The 18,541-nt window shown below is 64.9% G+C and carries 14 protein-coding genes; 10 read left to right on the plus strand and 4 right to left on the minus strand.

What is annotated here, in order from left to right:
• From AB3N21_RS00455 to AB3N21_RS00470, 4 genes are all read left to right on the plus strand, one after another.
• Positions 1–1,968, plus strand: a complete 1,968-nt coding sequence (locus tag AB3N21_RS00455; RefSeq protein ID WP_367933357.1) for an acetyl-CoA carboxylase biotin carboxylase subunit — start codon at positions 1–3, stop codon at positions 1,966–1,968.
• A gap of 3 nt (positions 1,969–1,971) precedes the next feature.
• Positions 1,972–2,763 (plus strand): TIGR03084 family metal-binding protein, encoded by a 792-nt coding sequence (locus AB3N21_RS00460; protein ID WP_367933358.1) that lies wholly within the window; start codon positions 1,972–1,974, stop codon positions 2,761–2,763.
• Positions 2,764–2,869: 106 nt separating this feature from the next.
• A complete protein-coding gene (locus tag AB3N21_RS00465; RefSeq protein WP_367933915.1) occupies positions 2,870–4,027 on the plus strand; it encodes an acyl-CoA dehydrogenase family protein in 1,158 nt (385 codons plus the stop codon).
• 111 nt (positions 4,028–4,138) lie between these two features.
• Positions 4,139–4,807, plus strand: coding sequence for a phosphoribosyltransferase (locus AB3N21_RS00470; RefSeq protein ID WP_367933359.1), 669 nt, complete (start codon positions 4,139–4,141; stop codon positions 4,805–4,807).
• A 30-nt stretch (positions 4,808–4,837) separates the two neighbouring features.
• Here the strand turns inward: AB3N21_RS00470 and AB3N21_RS00475 are convergent, their stop codons facing one another.
• Positions 4,838–5,737: a LysR substrate-binding domain-containing protein gene (locus AB3N21_RS00475; protein WP_367933360.1), complete on the minus strand. Its 900-nt coding sequence runs from the start codon at positions 5,735–5,737 to the stop codon at positions 4,838–4,840.
• 100 nt (positions 5,738–5,837) lie between these two features.
• Between AB3N21_RS00475 and AB3N21_RS00480 the strand changes: the two genes are divergently transcribed.
• From AB3N21_RS00480 to AB3N21_RS00495, 4 genes are read left to right on the plus strand one after another with little or no spacing between them, the layout of a single operon-like run.
• Positions 5,838–7,004, plus strand: a complete 1,167-nt coding sequence (locus AB3N21_RS00480; RefSeq protein WP_367933361.1) for a pyridoxal phosphate-dependent aminotransferase — start codon at positions 5,838–5,840, stop codon at positions 7,002–7,004.
• A 24-nt stretch (positions 7,005–7,028) separates the two neighbouring features.
• Positions 7,029–9,218, plus strand: coding sequence for a dehydrogenase E1 component subunit alpha/beta (locus AB3N21_RS00485; protein ID WP_367933362.1), 2,190 nt, complete (start codon positions 7,029–7,031; stop codon positions 9,216–9,218).
• Positions 9,215–10,252: an ACP S-malonyltransferase gene (locus AB3N21_RS00490; protein WP_367933363.1), complete on the plus strand. Its 1,038-nt coding sequence runs from the start codon at positions 9,215–9,217 to the stop codon at positions 10,250–10,252. The genes AB3N21_RS00485 and AB3N21_RS00490 overlap by 4 nt, the downstream gene beginning before the upstream one ends.
• A 22-nt stretch (positions 10,253–10,274) precedes the next feature.
• Positions 10,275–11,555: an NAD(P)/FAD-dependent oxidoreductase gene (locus tag AB3N21_RS00495; protein WP_367933364.1), complete on the plus strand. Its 1,281-nt coding sequence runs from the start codon at positions 10,275–10,277 to the stop codon at positions 11,553–11,555.
• 88 nt (positions 11,556–11,643) lie between these two features.
• Here the strand turns inward: AB3N21_RS00495 and AB3N21_RS00500 are convergent, their stop codons facing one another.
• Entirely contained in the window at positions 11,644–12,348 is a 705-nt protein-coding gene (locus tag AB3N21_RS00500) for an SDR family oxidoreductase (RefSeq protein WP_367933365.1), read from the minus strand.
• Positions 12,349–12,452: 104 nt separating this feature from the next.
• On the opposite strand from AB3N21_RS00500, the gene AB3N21_RS00505 reads away from it, so the two are divergent.
• Complete coding sequence (locus AB3N21_RS00505; protein WP_367933366.1) at positions 12,453–13,301, plus strand: LysR substrate-binding domain-containing protein; 849 nt, start codon at positions 12,453–12,455, stop codon at positions 13,299–13,301.
• Between the two features lie 93 nt (positions 13,302–13,394).
• On the opposite strand, the gene AB3N21_RS00510 is transcribed toward AB3N21_RS00505, so the two are convergent.
• Entirely contained in the window at positions 13,395–14,297 is a 903-nt protein-coding gene (locus AB3N21_RS00510; protein WP_367933367.1) for a LysR family transcriptional regulator, read from the minus strand.
• A 75-nt stretch (positions 14,298–14,372) separates the two neighbouring features.
• Here AB3N21_RS00510 and AB3N21_RS00515 point away from each other — a divergent pair, with 75 nt between their 5' ends.
• On the plus strand, positions 14,373–17,585 hold the full coding sequence (locus AB3N21_RS00515; RefSeq protein ID WP_367933368.1) for a reductive dehalogenase: 3,213 nt from the start codon (positions 14,373–14,375) through the stop codon (positions 17,583–17,585).
• A 115-nt stretch (positions 17,586–17,700) separates the two neighbouring features.
• Here the strand turns inward: AB3N21_RS00515 and AB3N21_RS00520 are convergent, their stop codons facing one another.
• Complete coding sequence (locus AB3N21_RS00520; protein WP_367933369.1) at positions 17,701–18,531, minus strand: 3-keto-5-aminohexanoate cleavage protein; 831 nt, start codon at positions 18,529–18,531, stop codon at positions 17,701–17,703.
• Between the last annotated feature and the right edge of the window lie 10 nt (positions 18,532–18,541).

An 18,541-nucleotide genomic window follows, 5' to 3' on the forward strand; every position in this document is an offset into this window, starting at 1 on the left:
ATGTTTGACGCGATACTGGTGGCCAACCGGGGCGAGATCGCCGCGCGCATCATCCGCTCGGCCCGCGAGATGGGGCTGCGGACGGTGGCCGTTTACACCACGGCGGATGCCAAGGCACCGCATGTGGCGCTGGCGGATGAGGCGGTGTGGATCGGCGAGGGGCCGGTTGGGGACAGCTATCTGGATGGGGACAAGATCCTTGGTGCTGCGCAGAGGGCGGGCGCCGGGGCGGTTCATCCGGGATACGGGTTTCTGTCCGAGAATGCCGATTTTGCCCGCGCAGTTGAGGCGGCGGGGCTGGTGTTCATCGGGCCCGAGCCAGGCGCGATTCGCGCGATGGGCAACAAGGCGGAGGCCAAGCGGCTGATGCAGGCCGCAGGCGTGCCCTGCGTGCCGGGCCATGAGGGCGCGGATCAGTCCGATGCCGCTCTGACGCAGGCGGCGCAGGAAATCGGTTTTCCGCTGATGGTCAAGGCGGCGGCGGGTGGCGGTGGCCGGGGGATGCGGCTGGTGCACAAGGCGGATGATCTGGCGCAGGCACTGGGGCTGGCGCGGTCCGAGGCGAAGGGGGCGTTTGGTTCGGATGAGTTGATCCTTGAGAAAGCGATTATTGAGCCGCGCCATGTGGAGTTTCAGGTCTTTGCTGACACCCACGGCAACATCATCCATCTGGGCGAACGAGATTGCTCGGTTCAGCGCCGCCATCAGAAGGTGGTGGAAGAGGTCCCCTGTCCGGTGATGATGCCCGATCTGCGCGCCGCCATGGGTGCGGCGGCGGTCGAGGCGGCGCGGGCGGTGAATTATCGCGGCGCCGGGACGGTGGAGTTCCTGCTGGACGGGTCGGGGGCGTTCTATTTCCTTGAGATGAACACGCGCCTGCAGGTGGAGCATCCGGTGACCGAAATGGTGACCGGGCTGGATCTGGTGGCATTGCAGATTGCGGTGGCGCAGGGTGAGGCCTTGCCACTGACGCAAGAGGGTGTGGTGCTGAACGGGCATGCCATCGAGGTGCGGCTCTATGCCGAGGACCCGGCCAATGGTTACCTGCCTGTGACCGGTCCGGTTGACCTCTGGCAGCCTGCATCCGGTTCGGGTGTCCGGGTTGATGCAGGGGTGGTCGAGGGGCAGGAGGTTTCACCTTTCTATGACCCGATGCTGGCCAAGATCATCGCCCATGGCCCGACGCGTGAGGCGGCGCGGCGGCGGCTGGTCAGGGCGGTGGAGGACACGGTGCTGCTGGGCACCACGACCAATGCTGCCTTTCTGGCGGATGTGCTGGGGCAACCGGCCTTTGCGGCGGGAGAGGCCACCACCGGGCTGCTGGATCGGGCTTATCCGCAAGGCTTTCCGGCCAGCGAACCCGCGCCGCGCGATGTGGCGCTGGCAGTGGCGGTTCTGATGCAGCATGACCGGGATGCGGCGCTGGTGCGGGCGGGTTATGTCTCGCCGGATCAGCTCGGCTGGTCGAGCGCGCCGCTGTTGCCGCGCGGGTTGAGCTTGAATGCCGGGGAGTGGCGCGTTGACGCTTCGGTCAGCGCCATGCGCGGTGGGTGGCAGGTATGGGTTGGCGAGGAACGGCTCGACGTCACGCTGGAGGGACAGAACGGGTCCTTGCGCGCCCGAATCAACGGTCAGACTGTCGATGCGGTGGCGCATGTGGCCGGGGACAGGGTGCAACTGGCGGTCGGGGCCGAGCGGCTGACATTCCACCGCCTGCGCGCGGGTGCACAGGATGAGGCGGCGGCCAGTGGTGGTCGGGTCACTGCCCCGATGCCGGGGCTGGTTCTGGCGGTTGAGGCGGCGCCGGGCGCAAGTGTCGCCAAGGGAGATACGCTGGCGGTGCTGGAGGCGATGAAGATGCAGCACCAGATTACCGCCGCTATCTCGGGCACGGTTCGCGAGGTGCATGTAGTGGCGGGCCAGCAGTTGGCCTCGGGCGATGTGATGATCGAGATCGACGAGGGGTGAGCAATGGAGCAGGCGAAGGATTTTCTGGACGAGAGCGAGGCGCTTTATGCCGTGTTGGTGGATGTGACCGGCGATGCCTGGGAAACGGTGACCCAGTTCAAGGGCTGGACGCTGAACGACGTGATGGTGCACCTGCATTTCTGGAACCGGATGGCGGATCTGTCCCTGACCGATGAGGCCGCGTTTCAGGCACGGCTGGCCGAGACTTTCGACGGGATCGGTAGCCAAGGGTTCCGGGCGACCGAGAATGCGATGATCCCCGAGAGGGGAGATGAGCTGCGCGCCGCGTGGCGCGGGCTGTATACGGATATGGGTGTGCGCTGGGCGGGGCTGGACCCGAAGCAACGGGTGAAATGGGCGGGGCCAGAGATGTCGGTGCGCTCGTCCATGACTGCGAGGCAGATGGAGACCTGGGCGCATGGGCAGGAGGTGTTCGATATCCTCGGCGTCGAACGGCAGGAAACCGACCGGATCCGAAACATCGTGGTGCTGGGGGTCAACACCTTTGGCTGGTCCTACAAGGTGCATGGCCGCGAGGTGCCCGAAGTAATGCCCCGGCTGGAGCTGACCGCGCCCTCGGGTGCCGCTTGGGAATTCGGTGAGCCGGGCGAAAACCGCATCTCCGGCCCTGCGGTGGAATTCGCGCAGGTGGTGGCCCAGACCCGCAACGTCGCCGACACGACGCTGCGGGTCGAGGGACCGGTGGCCACCGAGTGGATGTCCATCGCCCAGTGCTTTGCCGGTGGCCCGGAAACCCCGCCCGCCAAGGGCGTCCGGCATCGCGTCGGGCAGTGAGCGAAAGATACGTTGCGTTGCGCCGCTTGGACGCCGCGTCACCCGGATTGGCTTGATCCGCAAGCGATTGTAGCTTGGGCGCAATCCCGGATGATGAGGAATGAACATGTCTCTTTTCACCAGCACAGCGGCCTGGGTCACTGACGAACACCGGATGTTTGCCGAGATGGCGGGCCGGTTCATGGATGACGAACTGGTCCCCAATATCGAGACCTGGGTCGACAACGGCGTCGTCGATCGCGGGTTCTGGCACAAGGCCGGGGAAACCGGTCTGATGGCAGGTTCGATTCCCGAGGAATATGGCGGTGTCGGCGGCGGCATGGGGTTCGACTCGGTCACCATCTACGAGCAGACGGCGCGCGGGGATGCGGGCTGGGGCTATGGCATCCAATCCATCGTGACGCATTACATCACCGCCTATGGTAGCGAGGATCAAAAGCGGAATTGGCTGCCGAAACTGGCCTCGGGCGAGATGGTGGGCGCGATTGCCATGACCGAGCCTGGGACGGGGTCTGACCTGCAATCGGTGCGCACGACGGCCGAGAAGGATGGCAACTCGTACCGCATCAACGGGTCGAAGATCTTCATCACCAACGGGCAGACCGCCGATCTGGTGATTGTGGTCGCCAAGACCGACAAGAGCCAGGGCGCCAAGGGCGTGTCGCTGATCGCGGTCGAGACCGACGGCGCCGAGGGGTTCCGGCGTGGGCGCAACCTCAAGAAACTGGGCATGAAGGCCAACGACACGGCGGAGCTGTTCTTTGAGGACCTGAAGGTGCCGATGACCAGCCTGATCGGCGCGGAAGAGGGGCAGGGGTTTTATCAACTGATGAAACAGCTGCCGTGGGAGCGGCTGACCATCGGCATCATGGCGCTGGGTGCTGTCGACTTCGCCTTGTCAGAGACGGTGAAATACGTGCAGGAGCGCAAGGCGTTTGGACAGCGGGTGATGGATTTCCAGAACACCCGGTTCAAGCTGGCCGAGTGCAAGACCAAGGCCGAAGTGCTGCGCAGTTTCGTCAACGACTGCATCGCCAAGCTGGAAAAGGGTGAGTTGGATGCGCCCACGGCCTCAATGGTGAAATACTGGGGCTCGGAGGTTCAGAATGAGGTCATGCATGAATGCCTGCAGCTTTTTGGCGGCTATGGCTTCATGATGGAATATCCGATTGCGCGGCTTTACGCGGATGCGCGGGTGCAGATGATCTATGGCGGCACCAACGAGGTGATGAAGGAGCTGATCGCACGTTCGCTGGACGTGTGATCCTGCCGGTCGGCGGGGCAGCCCTCCGCACGGGTGTCCTGTAGGTCCTTGGTGGAAATCTGTCAGCACGATAGACTGCCTGACATACCTTCCTGATCGCAGGAGGAGGAAATGTTCCAGGACAGAACCGACGCGGGGCGGCAATTGCTGGCGCGGATGCCAGCGCTCGATCCCGCTGAAACCGTGGTGGTGGCGCTGCCCCGGGGCGGCGTGCCGATCGGCGAGATTATCGCCGAAGGGCTCGGCGCACCGCTCGATATCGTTTTTGTGCGCAAGGTCGGGTTTCCGGGCCACCGCGAACTGGCGCTGGCCGCCGTCACCAACGGGGCGGAGCCGGGTCTTGTCGTCAACGAAGACATCGCGCGCAGCGCGGGTCTGAATAGAGACCGGATCTGGGAGCTGGCCCAGCCGGAACTGCGCGAGATCGCGAGGCGGCGTGACTCCTATCTTGGTGGTCGGGCGGCATTGCCGGTCCGGGGCAAGACCGTGATCGTCGTCGACGACGGAATTGCCACCGGTGCCACGATGCGGGCGTCCCTTCAGCATCTTCGGTCGCGGGGTCCGTCGCGGCTGATCCTTGCCGTTCCGGTTGCGCCCGAAGACACGTTGGCTGAACTGGAGGAGAGTGCCGGGATCGACGAAGTGATCTGTCTGAAAACGCCTGAACCGTTCTATGCCGTTGGCGCGTATTACAGGAAATTCGATCAGGTTTCCGACGACGCGGTGACAACGGCGTTGGCTCCGGCATCGACCGGGTCAGGCCCGGCATCCGGACCCTGAAGCGGCGGGTGAGCGTGCTATCCGGCTTTGTCACATGCTGGGCTGGTCCGCCACCTGCCCCCGCAACCAGTCCCGAAACGATTTCAGCGGTGCGGACTCGGTTTGGCCCTTCGGCCAGACCAGATAGTAATCCCCGAGGCTGACCGAGGGTCCGTCCCAGGCGGGCACCAGCCGTCCGCTCTGCAGATCCTGCGCCACCAGATAGCTGGGCAGCAGCGCCACGCCCAACCCGTGTATCGTCGCCTGGATCATCGTCGAGAACTGGTCGAACAGCATCCCCCGCAACCCGGTTGCGGTCATGCCCTGCGCGGCAAACCAGCGCTCCCACGCGTCGGGGCGGGTGTCGAGGTGCAAAAGCGGGGCGGTCAGCAGCCAGTCGGGGTCTTTGGCTTGGTTTTGCGCCAGATCGGGGGCGCAGACGGGCAGCACATCCTCGCGCATGATCCGCAGATAGTTCACGCCGGTCCAGTCCTGCTGTCCGAAATGGAAGGCAGCGTCGAAGGGATCTGTGGCGAAGTCGAAGGGTTGCAGCCGGGTGCTGAGGTTTACGGTTACCTCCGGGTGTCGTCGGGCGAAATCCTGCAGGCGCGGGGCCAGCCAGTGCATCCCGAACGCGGGCAGGATCGACAGGTGCAGCGACCCGCCGGTCGGGTTGGCCTTGAGCTTGAGAGAGGCCTGCGCCAGTTGGTGCAGCGCCGTGCGGGCAGTCTCGACATATTCCCGCGCGGCAGGGGTCAGTTGCAGCCGCATTTGCGTGCGCTGGATCAGGGCGACGCCCAGTTGTTCCTCCATCACCTTCAACTGGCGGCTGATGGCGCTTTGGGTCAGGGACAGCTCTTCGGCCGCCGCCGAGGCGCTGCCGAGCCGGTCGACGGCTTCGAGCGCCAGCAGGGAGGAGATTGAGGGAAGGAAGCGGCGGGGAGCAATCATATGAGTTATACTTATGGCTTTCGAAAGGAATGTCACTGGTTTTTTCCCTGCCGCGGCGCGATGAAGGGCGAGAAAGCGCGGACGCAGCGGCGAGGATGCCATGACCATTCAGAACAATCCGGGAGAGTTTCGGCGGGCCGGGCGGCTCAATGGGATCGAACTGTCGGAGATCGTGCAGATCTCGGAACGGGCCGCGCAGTTACGGTCGCAGGGTGTGGACGTGATCGCGCTGAGCACCGGAGAGCCGGATTTTCCGACCCCGGCACATGTGATTGAGACGGCCCACAAGGCGGCGCTGGACGGGCAGACTCGCTATCCAGCCACTGCCGGGACGCCTGTCCTGCGGGCTGCGATTGCCGGGCAGGCCGGGGTGGAACCTGCGAATGTGATCGTCTCGACTGGGGCCAAGCAGGTGCTGGCGGGGGCGTTTCTGGCGACGCTGAACCCCGGCGGTGAGGTCATCACCACCGCGCCGTTCTGGACCAGCTATGCGGACATGGTGAAGCTGGCGGGTGGGGTGCCGGTGGTGGTGGACTGCCCGCGCGAGCAGGGGTTCAAGCTGACGCCGGAGCAGCTAGAGGCCGCGATCACGCCGCGCACCCGCTGGCTGCTGCTCAACACGCCGTCGAATCCGACCGGGGCGGTCTATACGCAGGCGGAGTTGCAGGCGCTTGGGGTGGTGCTGGAACGGCACCCACAGGTCTGGGTGATTTCGGACGAGATCTATCAGCATCTCTCATACGTTCCGTTCACGCCCTTCGTGCAAGTTGTGCCCGCGCTGGCGGGGCGGGTGCTGACCGTCAACGGCGTCTCGAAGGCCTATTCGATGACCGGCTGGCGGATCGGTTGGGGCATTGGCCCGGCGCCGCTGATCAAGGCGATGGTGGCGGTGCAGGGGCAGATCACCTCCGGGGCCTGTTCCATCGCGCAGGCGGCGGCGCTGGCCGCGATCACCGGGCCACAGGAACTGCTGGCCGGGCGCCGGGCCGAGATGCGGGCGCGGCGGGATCTGGTGGTGGCAGGGCTGAATGCTGCGGGCCTGAGTTGTGCGCAGCCCGACGGGGCGTTTTACGTCTTTCCGGGCTGTCCTGAGAAGATGCCGGTGGATCACGAGTTCTGCCGCTATCTGCTGGATGAGGCCGGGGTGGCGCTGGTGCCGGGGCGGGCCTTCGGGATGCCGGGGCATCTACGGCTTTCCTTTGCCTATGCCACCGAAAGCCTGCAAGAAGGGTTGCGCCGCATCGCGGACGCGACCGCGAAACTGTAACCCAATCAAGACCGGGGACCCGCGATGGACCGCGCCCAGATCGTTCATGAGAATTTCCTGACCCGCGTCGCCGCGCGGGATCTGCCTGCTGGTGCGCCCCCTGCTCTGGGGCTGAGCGGGACCGATGCGGTGTCGCTCTATCGTGCGCAGGTGCTCAGCCGGGCGTTGGATCGGACCAGCCGGGCGATGCAGAAGGCCGGGCAGGGGTTCTATACCATCGGCTCGTCGGGGCATGAGGGGATGGCGGCGGTGGCGCACGCGTTGCGGCCCACGGATATCGCGTTCCTGCATTACCGAGATGCGGCGTTCCAGATCGCCCGCTCCGACCAGGTGCCGGGCCAGCAGATAGCCTGGGACATGCTGCTGAGTTTTGCCTGTTCGAAAGAGGACCCGACCTCGGGCGGGCGGCACAAGGTGCTGGGGTCCAAGGCGCTGACCATCCCGCCGCAGACCTCGACCATCGCCAGCCATCTGCCCAAGGCGGTGGGGGCAGCGTATTCGCTGGGCGCGGCGCGCAGGCATGATCTCGAGCATCGGGAACTGCCCGCGGACGGGATTGCCATGTGTTCGTTCGGCGATGCCTCGGCCAACCATTCGACCGCGCAGGGGGCGATCAACACTGCCGGTTGGACCAGCGTACAATCCACGCCCTTGCCGCTGCTGTTCGTGTGTGAGGATAACGGGATCGGCATTTCGGTGAAGACGCCGAAGAACTGGATACAGGCGTCGATGGAGCATCGGCCGGGGATCACGTATTTTCAGGCAAACGGGTTGGACATTTACGAGACCTATTCGGTTGCGCGAGAGGCGGCAGAATACGTGCGCACTCGCCGCAAACCCGCTTTCCTGCATCTCAGAACCGTGCGTCTTTATGGCCATGCAGGGGCGGATGTGCCGACCACTTATCTCAGCAAATCCGCAGTTGAGGCGGATGAGGCCAACGATCCTCTGCTGCATTCAGTGCGCTTGCTGGATCAGGCTGGGGCGCTTTCACCGGATCAGGCGTTGAAAATCTATGAAGAGACCTGCACCCGCACCGACCGGATCGCGGCGCAGGCCGCGACCCGTCCGCATCTGGCCAATGCCGCGGAGGTGATGGCGAGCCTCATTCCGCCGAAACGGGACTGCAAGCCGACCAACGGCCCAAGTGCCGAGGCGCGGGTCAAGGCGTTCGGCGGTGACATGCGGGCAATGGATGACCCGCAACCGATGAGTCGCCTGATCAACTGGGCGCTGGCCGATCTGATGCTGGAACATGACGAGATCGTCTGCATGGGTGAGGATGTGGGGCGCAAGGGCGGGGTCTATGGCGTCACGCAAAAGCTGCAGGCGCGCTTTGGCCCCGACCGGGTGATCGACACGTTGCTGGATGAGCAGTCGATTCTGGGCCTTGCCATCGGTATGGGGCATAACGGGTTCCTCCCCATCCCTGAGATCCAGTTCCTCGCCTATCTGCACAATGCCGAGGATCAGATCCGGGGCGAAGCGGCGACGCTGCCATTTTTCTCGAATGGGCAATTCACCAACCCGATGGTGCTGCGGATTGCCGGGTTGGGCTATCAGAAGGGCTTTGGCGGCCATTTCCACAATGACAACTCGCTGGCGGTGCTGCGCGACATCCCCGGTGTGATCATTGCCTGCCCCTCGACCGGGGCGGACGCGGCGCGGATGCTGCGCGAATGTGTGCGGCTGGCGCGGGAAGAACAGCGGGTGGTGGTGTTTCTGGAGCCCATCGCGCTTTATCCCATGCGCGATCTGCACGCGGCGCAGGATGGCGGTTGGATGACGACCTATCCGTCGCTCGACCAGCGGATTGGGCTGGGAGAAGTGGGCGTACATGGCAGTGGCAGCGATCTGGCCATTGTGACCTATGGCAACGGGCATTACCTGTCGAAGCAGGCGCTGCCCGAGTTGGAGGTGGCAGGGCTGGGCACCCGTATCATCGACATGCGCTGGCTGGCGCCCTTGCCGAAACAGGCGCTGCTGGAGGCCACGAAGGGCTGCGCCCACGTGCTGATTGTCGACGAATGCCGCCGCACCGGCAGCCAATCCGAGGCGTTGATGACGCTGTTTACCGAAGCCTCGGAGATACCGACCGCGCGGGTCGTGGCCGAGGATTGCTTCATCGCCACCGGGCCTGCCTATGCCGCGCCGCTGCCGTCGAAGGATGGCATTATCGCCGCCGCCCTTTCCCTGACGGGAGCGAATAAATGATCCGCACAGCCGTCGTGATCTGCCCTGGCCGGGGCACCTATAACAAGCCGGAACTGGGTTATTTGCACCGCCATCACGCAGACCGGATGGAGCTGTTCCGCGAATTCGACGCCATCCGCGCCGAGACCGGGCAAGAGGCGGTGACGGCGCTGGATGGGGCCGGGCGGTTTTCGGTCAGCAAGTATTCGCGCGGCGATGTGGCCTCACCTCTGATCTATGCCGCCTCGCTGGTGGATGCGCAGGCGCTGGCCGGGGATATCGAGGTGGTCGCGGTCACCGGTAACTCGATGGGCTGGTACATCGCGCTGGCGGCTGCCGGGGCGCTGAGCGCGGAAAACGGGTTCGGGGTGGTCAACACCATGGGCACGCTGATGCAGGAGCGTCTGATCGGCGGGCAACTGGTCTACCCCTTCACCGGTGAGGATTGGGTTGACGATCCCGCGCGCAAGGCCGAGTTGCTGGCCCATGTTGCCCGCATCGGCGCGCTGGAGGGGCACGATCTGGCACTGTCGATCGATCTGGGTGGGATGCTGGTGCTGGCGGGCAATGAGCAAGGGCTCAAGGCGTTTGAGGCCTCGCAGCCTGTCGCGCAGGTGCGGTTTCCGATGCGGCTGGCCAACCACGCCGCCTTTCACACGTCGCTGCAGGCGCCGGTCGCGGCCGAGGGGCGCGCGCGATTGTCCGCAGAGACGTTCGGCCAGCCTGATCGCCCGCTGATCGACGGGCGGGGCAAGATCTGGTGGCCGGGGGCGAGCGACACCCGGGCGCTCTGGGACTACACGCTGGGCCATCAGGTGACCGAGCCTTATGATTTTACCCGCGCGGTGCAGACGGCGGCGCGCGAGTTCGCGCCGGACCTGTTCATCGTCACCGGTCCGGGGGCCACGCTGGGCGGTGCGGTGGCGCAGTCACTGGTGCTGGGCAACTGGCGTGGCATGACGGACAAGGCGAGGTTTCAGGCGCTTCAGGGGCAGGAACCGTTTCTGATCGCCATGGGCCGTGATGATCAGCGTGGGCTGGTAACCGCGCAGTAAGGCCGGTTCGGGGAGGATGGGCGTGAGTTCGGAGAATGCGGATAATCTCTGGCACCGGACCTGCACTGAAAGGGTAGAGGCGCCGGCGCTGAGCGGCGACGTGCAGGCCGATCTGGTGGTGATTGGCGGCGGGTTTACCGGTTGCTCCGCCGCACTGCACGGGGCGCAGGCGGGGGCGGATGTGTGCCTGCTTGAGGCCGAGACCATCGGGTTCGGCGGCTCGGGGCGGAATGTGGGGCTGGTCAATGCCGGTCTCTGGCTGTCTCCGGATGAGATCCGTGGGCGTCTTGGGGCAGAGCGGGGCGACCGGCTGATCGCGCTGCTGTCCGAGGCGCCCTCGGTCGTTTTTGACCTGATCGAACGCCATGGAATTGCCTGCGAGGCGGTACGCAACGGAACCCTGCATTGTGCGCATTCGTCTGCCGGGCTGAAGGACCTGCACACCCGGCACGCGCAGCTGGTGGCCTCGGGGGCTCCGGTCGAGATGATCCCGGCAGAAGAGGTGGCCCGCCGCACCGGTTCGGCCGCTTTTTACAGCGCGCTTTTCGATCCCCGTGCGGGGACGATCCAGCCGCTAGGCTATGTCCGGGGGCTGGCCCGGGCAGCGCAGGCGGCGGGGGCGAGGTTGCACGAACGGACCCCGGCGCTGGAGATCCGGCGCGAGGGCGATCTGTGGCATGTGCGCACCCCCGGCGGGGAGGTTCGGGCCAAGGCGCTGATTCAGGCGACGAATGCCTATCACACGGAGCTGTCCGGCACGGCTCCGGCCTATGTTCCAGTGCATTATTTCCAGTTCGCCACTCCGCCCCTGACTGAGGTGCAACGCGCGGCGATCTTGCCGGGCGGCGAGGGGTGCTGGGATACGGCGCTGGTGATGTCTTCGTTCCGGATGGACAGTGCAGGGCGGATGATCATCGGCGCGATGGGGGATCTGGGCCATCCCGGCAGCGCCATCCATGCCGGGTGGGCGCGGCGCAAGCTGGCGCAGCTTTATCCGGCGCTGGCGGGGGTGCCGCTGCAACAGGGCTGGTGCGGGCGGATTGCGATGACTTCGGATCACATCCCCAAGATCACCCGGATCGGGCCGAATGCACTGGCCGCGCATGGCTATTCCGGGCGCGGGATCGGGCCGGGTACGGTGTTCGGCAGGGGTATGGCCGAGAGCCTGCTGAAGGGCGATCCGGAGGCGCTGCCGGTTGCGCCTGTAGCGGAGCACAGGGAAAGCCTGACGCGGGTGCGGCAGGCCTATTTCGAGACCGGAGCCACGCTGACCCATCTGATCAAGGCGCGGATCGGATATTGAGGGCGGGAAAGCCGCTTGCAAGCGGCTTGAAGGCGTTTCGAAACGCCTTCTTCCGCCTTCTGCGGGCAGAGGGGCGGTGGGCTAAGGCTCAGACCGAGCGGGTGATGCCGCCATCCGCGCGGATGTTCTGACCGGTGATGTAGCCGCCGCCCTCGGAGGCGAGCAGAGATATGACTGATGCGATCTCATCATAGCTGCGTCCGTAGCGGCCCATCGGGATGCGGGCGCGGAACTCCTCCTTTTCCGGCAGACTGTCGATGAAGCCCGGAAGGACATTGTTCATGCGGATATTGTCAGCGGCGTACCGGTCCGAGAACAGCTTGGTGAAGGCCGCCAGCCCGGCGCGGAACACGCCCGAGGTGGGAAAGACCGGGTCGGGCTCGAACGCGGCGAAGGTCGAGATGTTGATGATCGCACCGCCGCCTTGTGCCTGCATGATCGGGGTGACCAGCCGCGTGGGCCGCACCGCGTTCAGGAAATAGACCTCCATGCCGGTGTGCCAGTCTTGATCGGTCAGCTCCAACACCGGCGCACGGGGTCCGTGGCCTGCGGAGTTGACCAGCACGTCGACCCGGCCCCAATGCTTCATCGCGGCGTCGACCAGCCGTTGCAGGTCGTCATTCGACTGGTTCGAACCGGTCACGCCGACCCCGCCTAGCTCTTGCGCCAGCGCCTCGCCCTTGCCGGACGAGGACAGGATGCCGATCTTGAAACCATCCGCCGCCATCCGCCGTGCCGCATCCGCGCCCATTCCGCTGCCGCCTGCGGTGATGAGGGCCACTTTCTCTGCCATCTTGATGTCTCCTTCAATCGTTTGCCTAAGGATGGGGAGAACGGGCCGGTTTGACCAATCAGTTCTGCTGCCGTAATCCTGTAGAAAATCTACTGGGTGTTCTCATGTCATTACCCCCGCTCAATGCCCTGCGCGCCTTTGAGGCGGCGGGGCGCCATCTAAATTTCCGGCTCGCCGCCGAAGAGATCGGGGTGACGCAGGGTGCCGTGGCACAGCATGTGCGCGGGCTGGAGGCGCGGCTGGGGGTACAGCTCTTTGACCGGTTGCCGCGCGGGTTGCGGTTGACCGAAGCGGGGCGGCGGTTTCATGCGCCGCTGCGGCAAGCGTTCCGGTTGATTGGTGAGGCGGCCGAGACGCTGGCGGAGCGGCGACCTCTGACCCTGTCGGTGACGCCCAGCTTTGCCTCGAAATGGCTGGTGCCGCGTCTGGGCGACTTTACAGCGCAGCACCCCGGGATCGAGGTGCAGGTGGATGCACGTGAGCGACTGGCGAATTTCCAGAGCGACGGCGTCGATATCGCCGTTCGGCAGGGGCGACCGCCTTTCGGGCCGGGGCTGGTGGCCGAGCCGTTGTTTGCCACCGAGTATGTTGCCGTCTGCAGCCCGGGTTTGGCGGGCGGTCTGAACGCCGTGGAGGACCTGGCGCAGCAGACGCTGCTCAACGACACTCACGGGCTGTGGCCGCTGTTTCTGGAAGAGGCGGGCGTCGCGGCGACGCCGCGGATGATGAATTTCAGCCAGACCAGCCTGGCCATCGACGCCGCCGTGGCCGGGCAGGGCGTGGCGCTGGCCAATGCGCCGCTGGTTTCAGCGGAACTGGCATCGGGGCGGTTGGTGCGGCCGTTTCCGCAGAGCCTGTCGGCTGATCTGGGGTTCTACATCGTGGCCCCGCGCCAGCCGCGCCATCCGGAACTGGTGGCGGTCATGCGCGGCTGGCTGCTGGCACAGATCTGACCGCGCGCCCGTGCAAGCGGCGCGGCTCAACAGCCTTGCAAGGCTGTTGCCAAGAAAATTCGAATTTTCTTGGTTGCGCCCAATCCCGGTGTTTCACTCGGCCATTGTCCCCGCGATCCGTTCGATCCGGTTCCGCAACCAGCGATGCGCCGGATCGCCGGTCGAGCGCTCGTGCCAGACCATGTAGATCGACACCGGATCGCAGGCGAAGGGCAGCGGAGCGCTGTCGAGGCTGGCGAGTGGTCCCTGTCTCATCAGCGCGGTGTCGGTTGAGATGAGGTCTCCGCCCCTCACGAAGGACGGGATCGCGTTGAAATGTGGTAGGGTGACCGTGGCAGGGCGGATCTGGCTCTGGTCCACGCCGCGCATCACCACCTTGGCGCTGCGACCATCGGCAAAGCGCACTTCGACATGTTCGGTGGCGCAATAAACCTCCCAACTTTCGGGTGGATCGCGGTGGTCGGCATCGTAGTAGATCATCAGCGGGCTGGTGAGCAGCCGTTTCTGGAAGATATCCGGCCCGTCGGGCGGCAGGGGGGTCAGCATCAGCTGGCATCGGTCGTTGCGCAGGATTGCCGGGTCCGGCACACCGGAAGGGACGAAATCGAGGCGCAGGCGGATCCCCTCGGCTCGGGCTTCGCGCAAAAGGGTCGGGAAGATCAGTTCCCGCTGAAGGTCGTTGGCGGCGATTTGGAACTGCATCTCTTCGGATTGCGGGTCGAAGGGTCGCCCCTCGGTCAGCGCCCGCATCCCGTCGAGCACCTTCTGCACCGGCTCCTTCAGCGCCAGTGCCCGTTCGGTCGGGGTCAGCCCTTGACCCGAGCGCACAAACAGCGGGTCGCCCAGCACAGCGCGCAGCTTGCCCAGCGTGTGGCTGACCGCCGATTGGGTGACGCCAAGCCGGTCAGCGGCCTTGGAGACCGAGCTTTCTTCGAGGATGGTCAGAAAGGTGCGCAGGACCCTGCCGTCGAGATCGGTGAAATCGATTTTGTTCATGAAATCTATGATTAGCCATGAATGGTTTTGCTGTCCAATCCGGGTTAGGTCAGGCGCAGGAACAGGAGAGAGACGATGGGCATCCGCTTTTTCTCGGACAAGAACCGGCCTGTGCATCTGGGGCGGTACCCGCTTGAGCGGTTGCGGCGGCGTGCCGATATGCCGGACCTGTCCGTCGTGCCGGAAATGGCGGAGCTGAGTTTTCACCGGCCTGAAAACCCTGAGAGCATCGTCAATGCCATGGGCGAGTTTCAGGCGATGATGGATGCGATCCGGGACGGGTTCGTGAACCCGGCCATGGCGGAGATCCCGGGCGATCCGCAGGAACGCGCCAACCATCTGAAAGCGTTCGGGTATTTCAACGATGCCCCAATGATGGGCTGCGGCCCGTTGCCGGTACAGGCCCTGCTGGCCGAGCCGCGCCGAAACCCGGATATCGACCGGTTGTCCCATGCGTTGAAGACGCGGCAGACCAAGACGCTGGCCTCGGGCATCGACGTGATCATGGCCGACCTCAAGGAGAGCATGGAGGCGGAGCCCACCACCATCGACAGCCATCGCCATGCCATCGTGTTCTTGTATGAGCACAACCGCGACCCCGAACCGGGCGAGCCCGGAGCGGAGTGGATCATGGATGCGCAGGATCATCGCGCCTGTCTGCTGGCCACCGAGAATGCGGTGGTGATCGCCAATTACATCCGCCTTTTGGGGTTTGATGCGCGGGCGCACACGGTGACCTCCTCGGATGTCGATCTGGGGCGGCTGGCGGTGGCGGCGGGGCTGGTCTCGGCCGAGGACGGGGCGCTGGTGGCGCCGTGGCTGGGGCAGAGGTTCGGGCTGGCGGCGGTGACGACCGAGATGGAGATTGCCCATGACTGGCCTCTGGTGCCGATGGGGGAGCAGCCGTGGTTCCGCACGAAGGGCCCCGCATGGTGGCTGGGTGCGGGCTTTGCCAAGAATGCGCTGAACCGCGATCCTTATGCCCGGCGCCGTTATATGGACGGCGCGCACCCGTTCGAGAAGCTCGAGCGGGTCGATGAACCCACCACTTATATCGACGAGGCCAATGTGGCCCGGGTGCCAAAGCGGGCCGACATGTTTGCACGGGCGCAGTTCGGGGACATGGGGAAGGCATTACAAGACGGGGCCAAGGGCGGGCATTACGCGCGCAAGGCGGCGCCCAGTTTTGCACAGCGGCGGGCGCTGGGGGCGTTTGTTTTGTTGCAGGACGGCGAGAGCGCCGATGTGGCCAAGCCCACCGATGCGGAGCGCAACGCGGCGAACGTGAAGGCGGCGAGCTATTTCTTGGGCATCGACGCGGTGGGGCTCAGCCGGTGTCCGGAATGGATTTGGTATTCACACGATGCCACCGGCGAAGAGATCGTGCCGCCGCATGATCAGGCGGTGTCGATGATTGTTGATCAGGGTTATGAGACCATGGAGGGTGCCAGCGGTGACGATTGGATCAGTGTGGCGCAATCCATGCGGGCTTATCTGCGGTTTTCCCTGCTGGGTGGCGTGATCGCGCAGCAGATCCGCAACGTCGGCTACAAGGCCAAGGCGCATACGGTGATGGATGGAGAGGTGCTGCAACCTCCGCTCTTGCTGCTGAGCGGGTTGGGTGAGATCAGCCGCATCGGAGAGGTGATCCTGAACCCCTATCTGGGGCCGCGCCTGAAATCGGGTGTAGTGACCACCGACATGCCGATGGCGCATGACAAGCCCATCGACTTCGGCCTGCAGACCTTCTGCGAGAGTTGCAACAAATGTGCACGCGAGTGTCCGTCGGGGGCGATCACCGCCGGGCCGAAGCTGATGTTCAACGGCTATGAGATCTGGAAATCCGACAGCCAGAAATGCGCCACCTACCGGATCACCACGCCGGGTGGAGCGATGTGCGGGCGCTGCATGAAGACTTGCCCGTGGAACCTTGAAGGGCTGTTTGCCGAACGCCCGTTCCGCTGGGCGGCGATGAACATTCCGTCCGCTGCACCAGCGCTTGCCAAGCTGGACGATGCGGTGGGCAATGGCGGGTTGAACGACACCAAGAAATGGTGGTGGGATATCGAGCTGCAGGCGGATGGGGCGTATCGGCCCTCGGAGCATCCGCTGAACCGGCGGGACCTGCAAAAGGACCTGGACCTGAAATACGAGGATCAGACGCTGGCGGTCTATCCCGCGCCGTTGGCGCCGCATCCGTGGCCCTATCCCTTTGCGATGGATCGCGAGGCCGGGATCGCGGCCTATGAGGCGATGGTGAGCGCCGACGAATACAAGGCGCGGCTGGCGGCGGGCGATCTGTCGGCGGTGCATCGTTATTTGGTTGCAGGCGATGCGCCGGTGATGCGGGTGGAACTGACCCGGGTCGAGCAGATGACGGCGGATGTGAGCAAATACGAGTTCTCGGCGCCAAATGGCACGCCTTTGCCGGAATGGACAGCGGGGGCGCATCTGGATGTGCTGGTGGCGCCGGAGTTCCTGCGGCAGTACTCGATGTCCGGCGATCCGGCGGATCGGTCGAAATATCAGATCGGCGTGCTGCGCGAGGATGAGGGGCGGGGTGGATCGGCTCTGTTGCACCGGATCTTCAGCGAGGGACGAAAGGTCTTCATCTCGAAGCCGATCAACCATTTCGAGCTGGACGAGAACGCGACAAAGACGTTCCTCATGGGCGGCGGGATCGGCATCACGCCGATGATTGCGTTTGCCCATCGGTTGCACCAGCTTGGCGCGGAATTCGAGCTGCATTACTCGGCCAGCACCCGCGCCGGGGCGGGGTATCTGGACGATCTGGCGGCGGTCCCCTGGGCGGACAAGGTGCATCTGCATTTTTCCGATGAGGGCACGCGGGCCGATCTGGATGCGGTGCTGGCGGGGTATGCCGAGGGCTGGCATGTCTACACCTGCGGGCCGGACCGCTACATGGACGGGGTGATGCAGGCCGCCGAACGGCAGGGGTTCCCCGAGGAGGCGCGGCATCTGGAGTATTTCTCGGTGCCCGAGCAGCCGGATTACGAGAATTTCGAATTCACCGTGAAGCTGGCCCGGTCAGGGCAAGAACTGCACGTGCCCGAGGACAAGGACGCGGCGCAGGTGCTCAACGAGGCGGGAATTCATGTGGACGTGAAATGTGCCGACGGGATTTGCGGGGTGTGCAAATGCGGGCTCGTCTCGGGTGAGGTCGAGCACCGGGATTTCGTGCTGTCCAAGAAGCAGCGTGAGGGGGCGATCATCCTGTGCCAGAGTCGCGCGGCAGAGGCGGGCGGCGTGGTTGAGATCGATCTCTGACCGCTTGGCCGTTGGTTTCAAGCGTTGCGCTCGGGGAGGCGTCGTGACGGCGAGGGGCCAGCCCCTCGCGCTCCCCGGAGTATTTTGAAAAGATGAAGCGGGAATGGAACCTCGTTTAGGCGGCGCGCAGGTCGAGGATGGTGCGGGCCTGGGCCGGGGTGGCGACAGGACGCTCGTATTTCTCGCACAGGTCTGCGGCGCGCGCGATCAGAGCGGCGTTCGAGGGAGCGAGGGTGTGTTTGTCGAGGCGGACATTGTCCTCGAGGCCCGCGCGGGTGTGGCCTCCGGCTGCGATGGCCCACTCGTTGACCGTGATTTGGTTTGGGCCGATCCCGGCAGCGCACCATTCGGCATGCGGCGCGCGCTCGCGCATCACCTTGGCGTAGAAATCGAACACCTCGCGGTCGGCGGGCATGGCGTTTTTGACGCCCATCACGAACTGCACGTAGAGCTTGCCATAGAGCAGACCTGCCTCGCTCATGCGGATGGCGTGCAGGATGTGGCTGAGGTCGAAGGCCTCGATTTCGGGGGTGATTTCGTATTTAATCATCTCGGACGAGAGCCACGCGATCAGGTCGGGGGAGTTCTCGTAGACCCTGGTGGGGAAGTTGTTCGATCCGACCGACAGCGAGGCCATGTCCGGTTTCAGCGGCAGCATGCCGCCGCGTTCCAGGCCTGAGCCCGAACGGCCGCCGGTCGAGAACTGGATGATCACGCCGGGGCAGTGTTTCTCCAGCCCTTCCTTCAGCAGCGCGAATTTCTCGGGGTCCGAGCTGGGGCTCTCGTCATCGTTGCGCACATGGGCGTGGATGATCGATGCGCCCGCCTCGACTGCTGCGTGGCTGCTTTCGATCTGTTCGCTGATCGAGGTGGGGACCGCCGGATTGGCGGCCTTGGTGGGGACGGAACCGGTGATGGCGCAGCAGAGGATGCAGGGTTTGGTCATGGGCGGGGTC

This window comes from Ruegeria sp. (genome assembly GCF_040830605.1).
GTDB lineage: Bacteria > Pseudomonadota > Alphaproteobacteria > Rhodobacterales > Rhodobacteraceae > Ruegeria.

What these genes read in the sequence shown, in the direction of transcription:
- AB3N21_RS00455 (WP_367933357.1), top strand. Translation starts at nt 1, where the DNA reads ATGTTTGACGCGATACTGGTGGCCAACCGGGGCGAGATCGCCGCGCGC.
- AB3N21_RS00510 (WP_367933367.1), bottom strand. Translation starts at nt 14,297, where the DNA reads ATGAACAAAATCGATTTCACCGATCTCGACGGCAGGGTCCTGCGCACC.
- AB3N21_RS00490 (WP_367933363.1), top strand. Translation starts at nt 9,215, where the DNA reads ATGATCCGCACAGCCGTCGTGATCTGCCCTGGCCGGGGCACCTATAAC.
- AB3N21_RS00475 (WP_367933360.1), bottom strand. Translation starts at nt 5,737, where the DNA reads ATGATTGCTCCCCGCCGCTTCCTTCCCTCAATCTCCTCCCTGCTGGCG.
- AB3N21_RS00460 (WP_367933358.1), top strand. Translation starts at nt 1,972, where the DNA reads ATGGAGCAGGCGAAGGATTTTCTGGACGAGAGCGAGGCGCTTTATGCC.
- AB3N21_RS00485 (WP_367933362.1), top strand. Translation starts at nt 7,029, where the DNA reads ATGGACCGCGCCCAGATCGTTCATGAGAATTTCCTGACCCGCGTCGCC.
- AB3N21_RS00520 (WP_367933369.1), bottom strand. Translation starts at nt 18,531, where the DNA reads ATGACCAAACCCTGCATCCTCTGCTGCGCCATCACCGGTTCCGTCCCC.
- AB3N21_RS00505 (WP_367933366.1), top strand. Translation starts at nt 12,453, where the DNA reads ATGTCATTACCCCCGCTCAATGCCCTGCGCGCCTTTGAGGCGGCGGGG.
- AB3N21_RS00480 (WP_367933361.1), top strand. Translation starts at nt 5,838, where the DNA reads ATGACCATTCAGAACAATCCGGGAGAGTTTCGGCGGGCCGGGCGGCTC.
- AB3N21_RS00470 (WP_367933359.1), top strand. Translation starts at nt 4,139, where the DNA reads ATGTTCCAGGACAGAACCGACGCGGGGCGGCAATTGCTGGCGCGGATG.
- AB3N21_RS00500 (WP_367933365.1), bottom strand. Translation starts at nt 12,348, where the DNA reads ATGGCAGAGAAAGTGGCCCTCATCACCGCAGGCGGCAGCGGAATGGGC.
- AB3N21_RS00515 (WP_367933368.1), top strand. Translation starts at nt 14,373, where the DNA reads ATGGGCATCCGCTTTTTCTCGGACAAGAACCGGCCTGTGCATCTGGGG.
- AB3N21_RS00465 (WP_367933915.1), top strand. Translation starts at nt 2,870, where the DNA reads ATGTCTCTTTTCACCAGCACAGCGGCCTGGGTCACTGACGAACACCGG.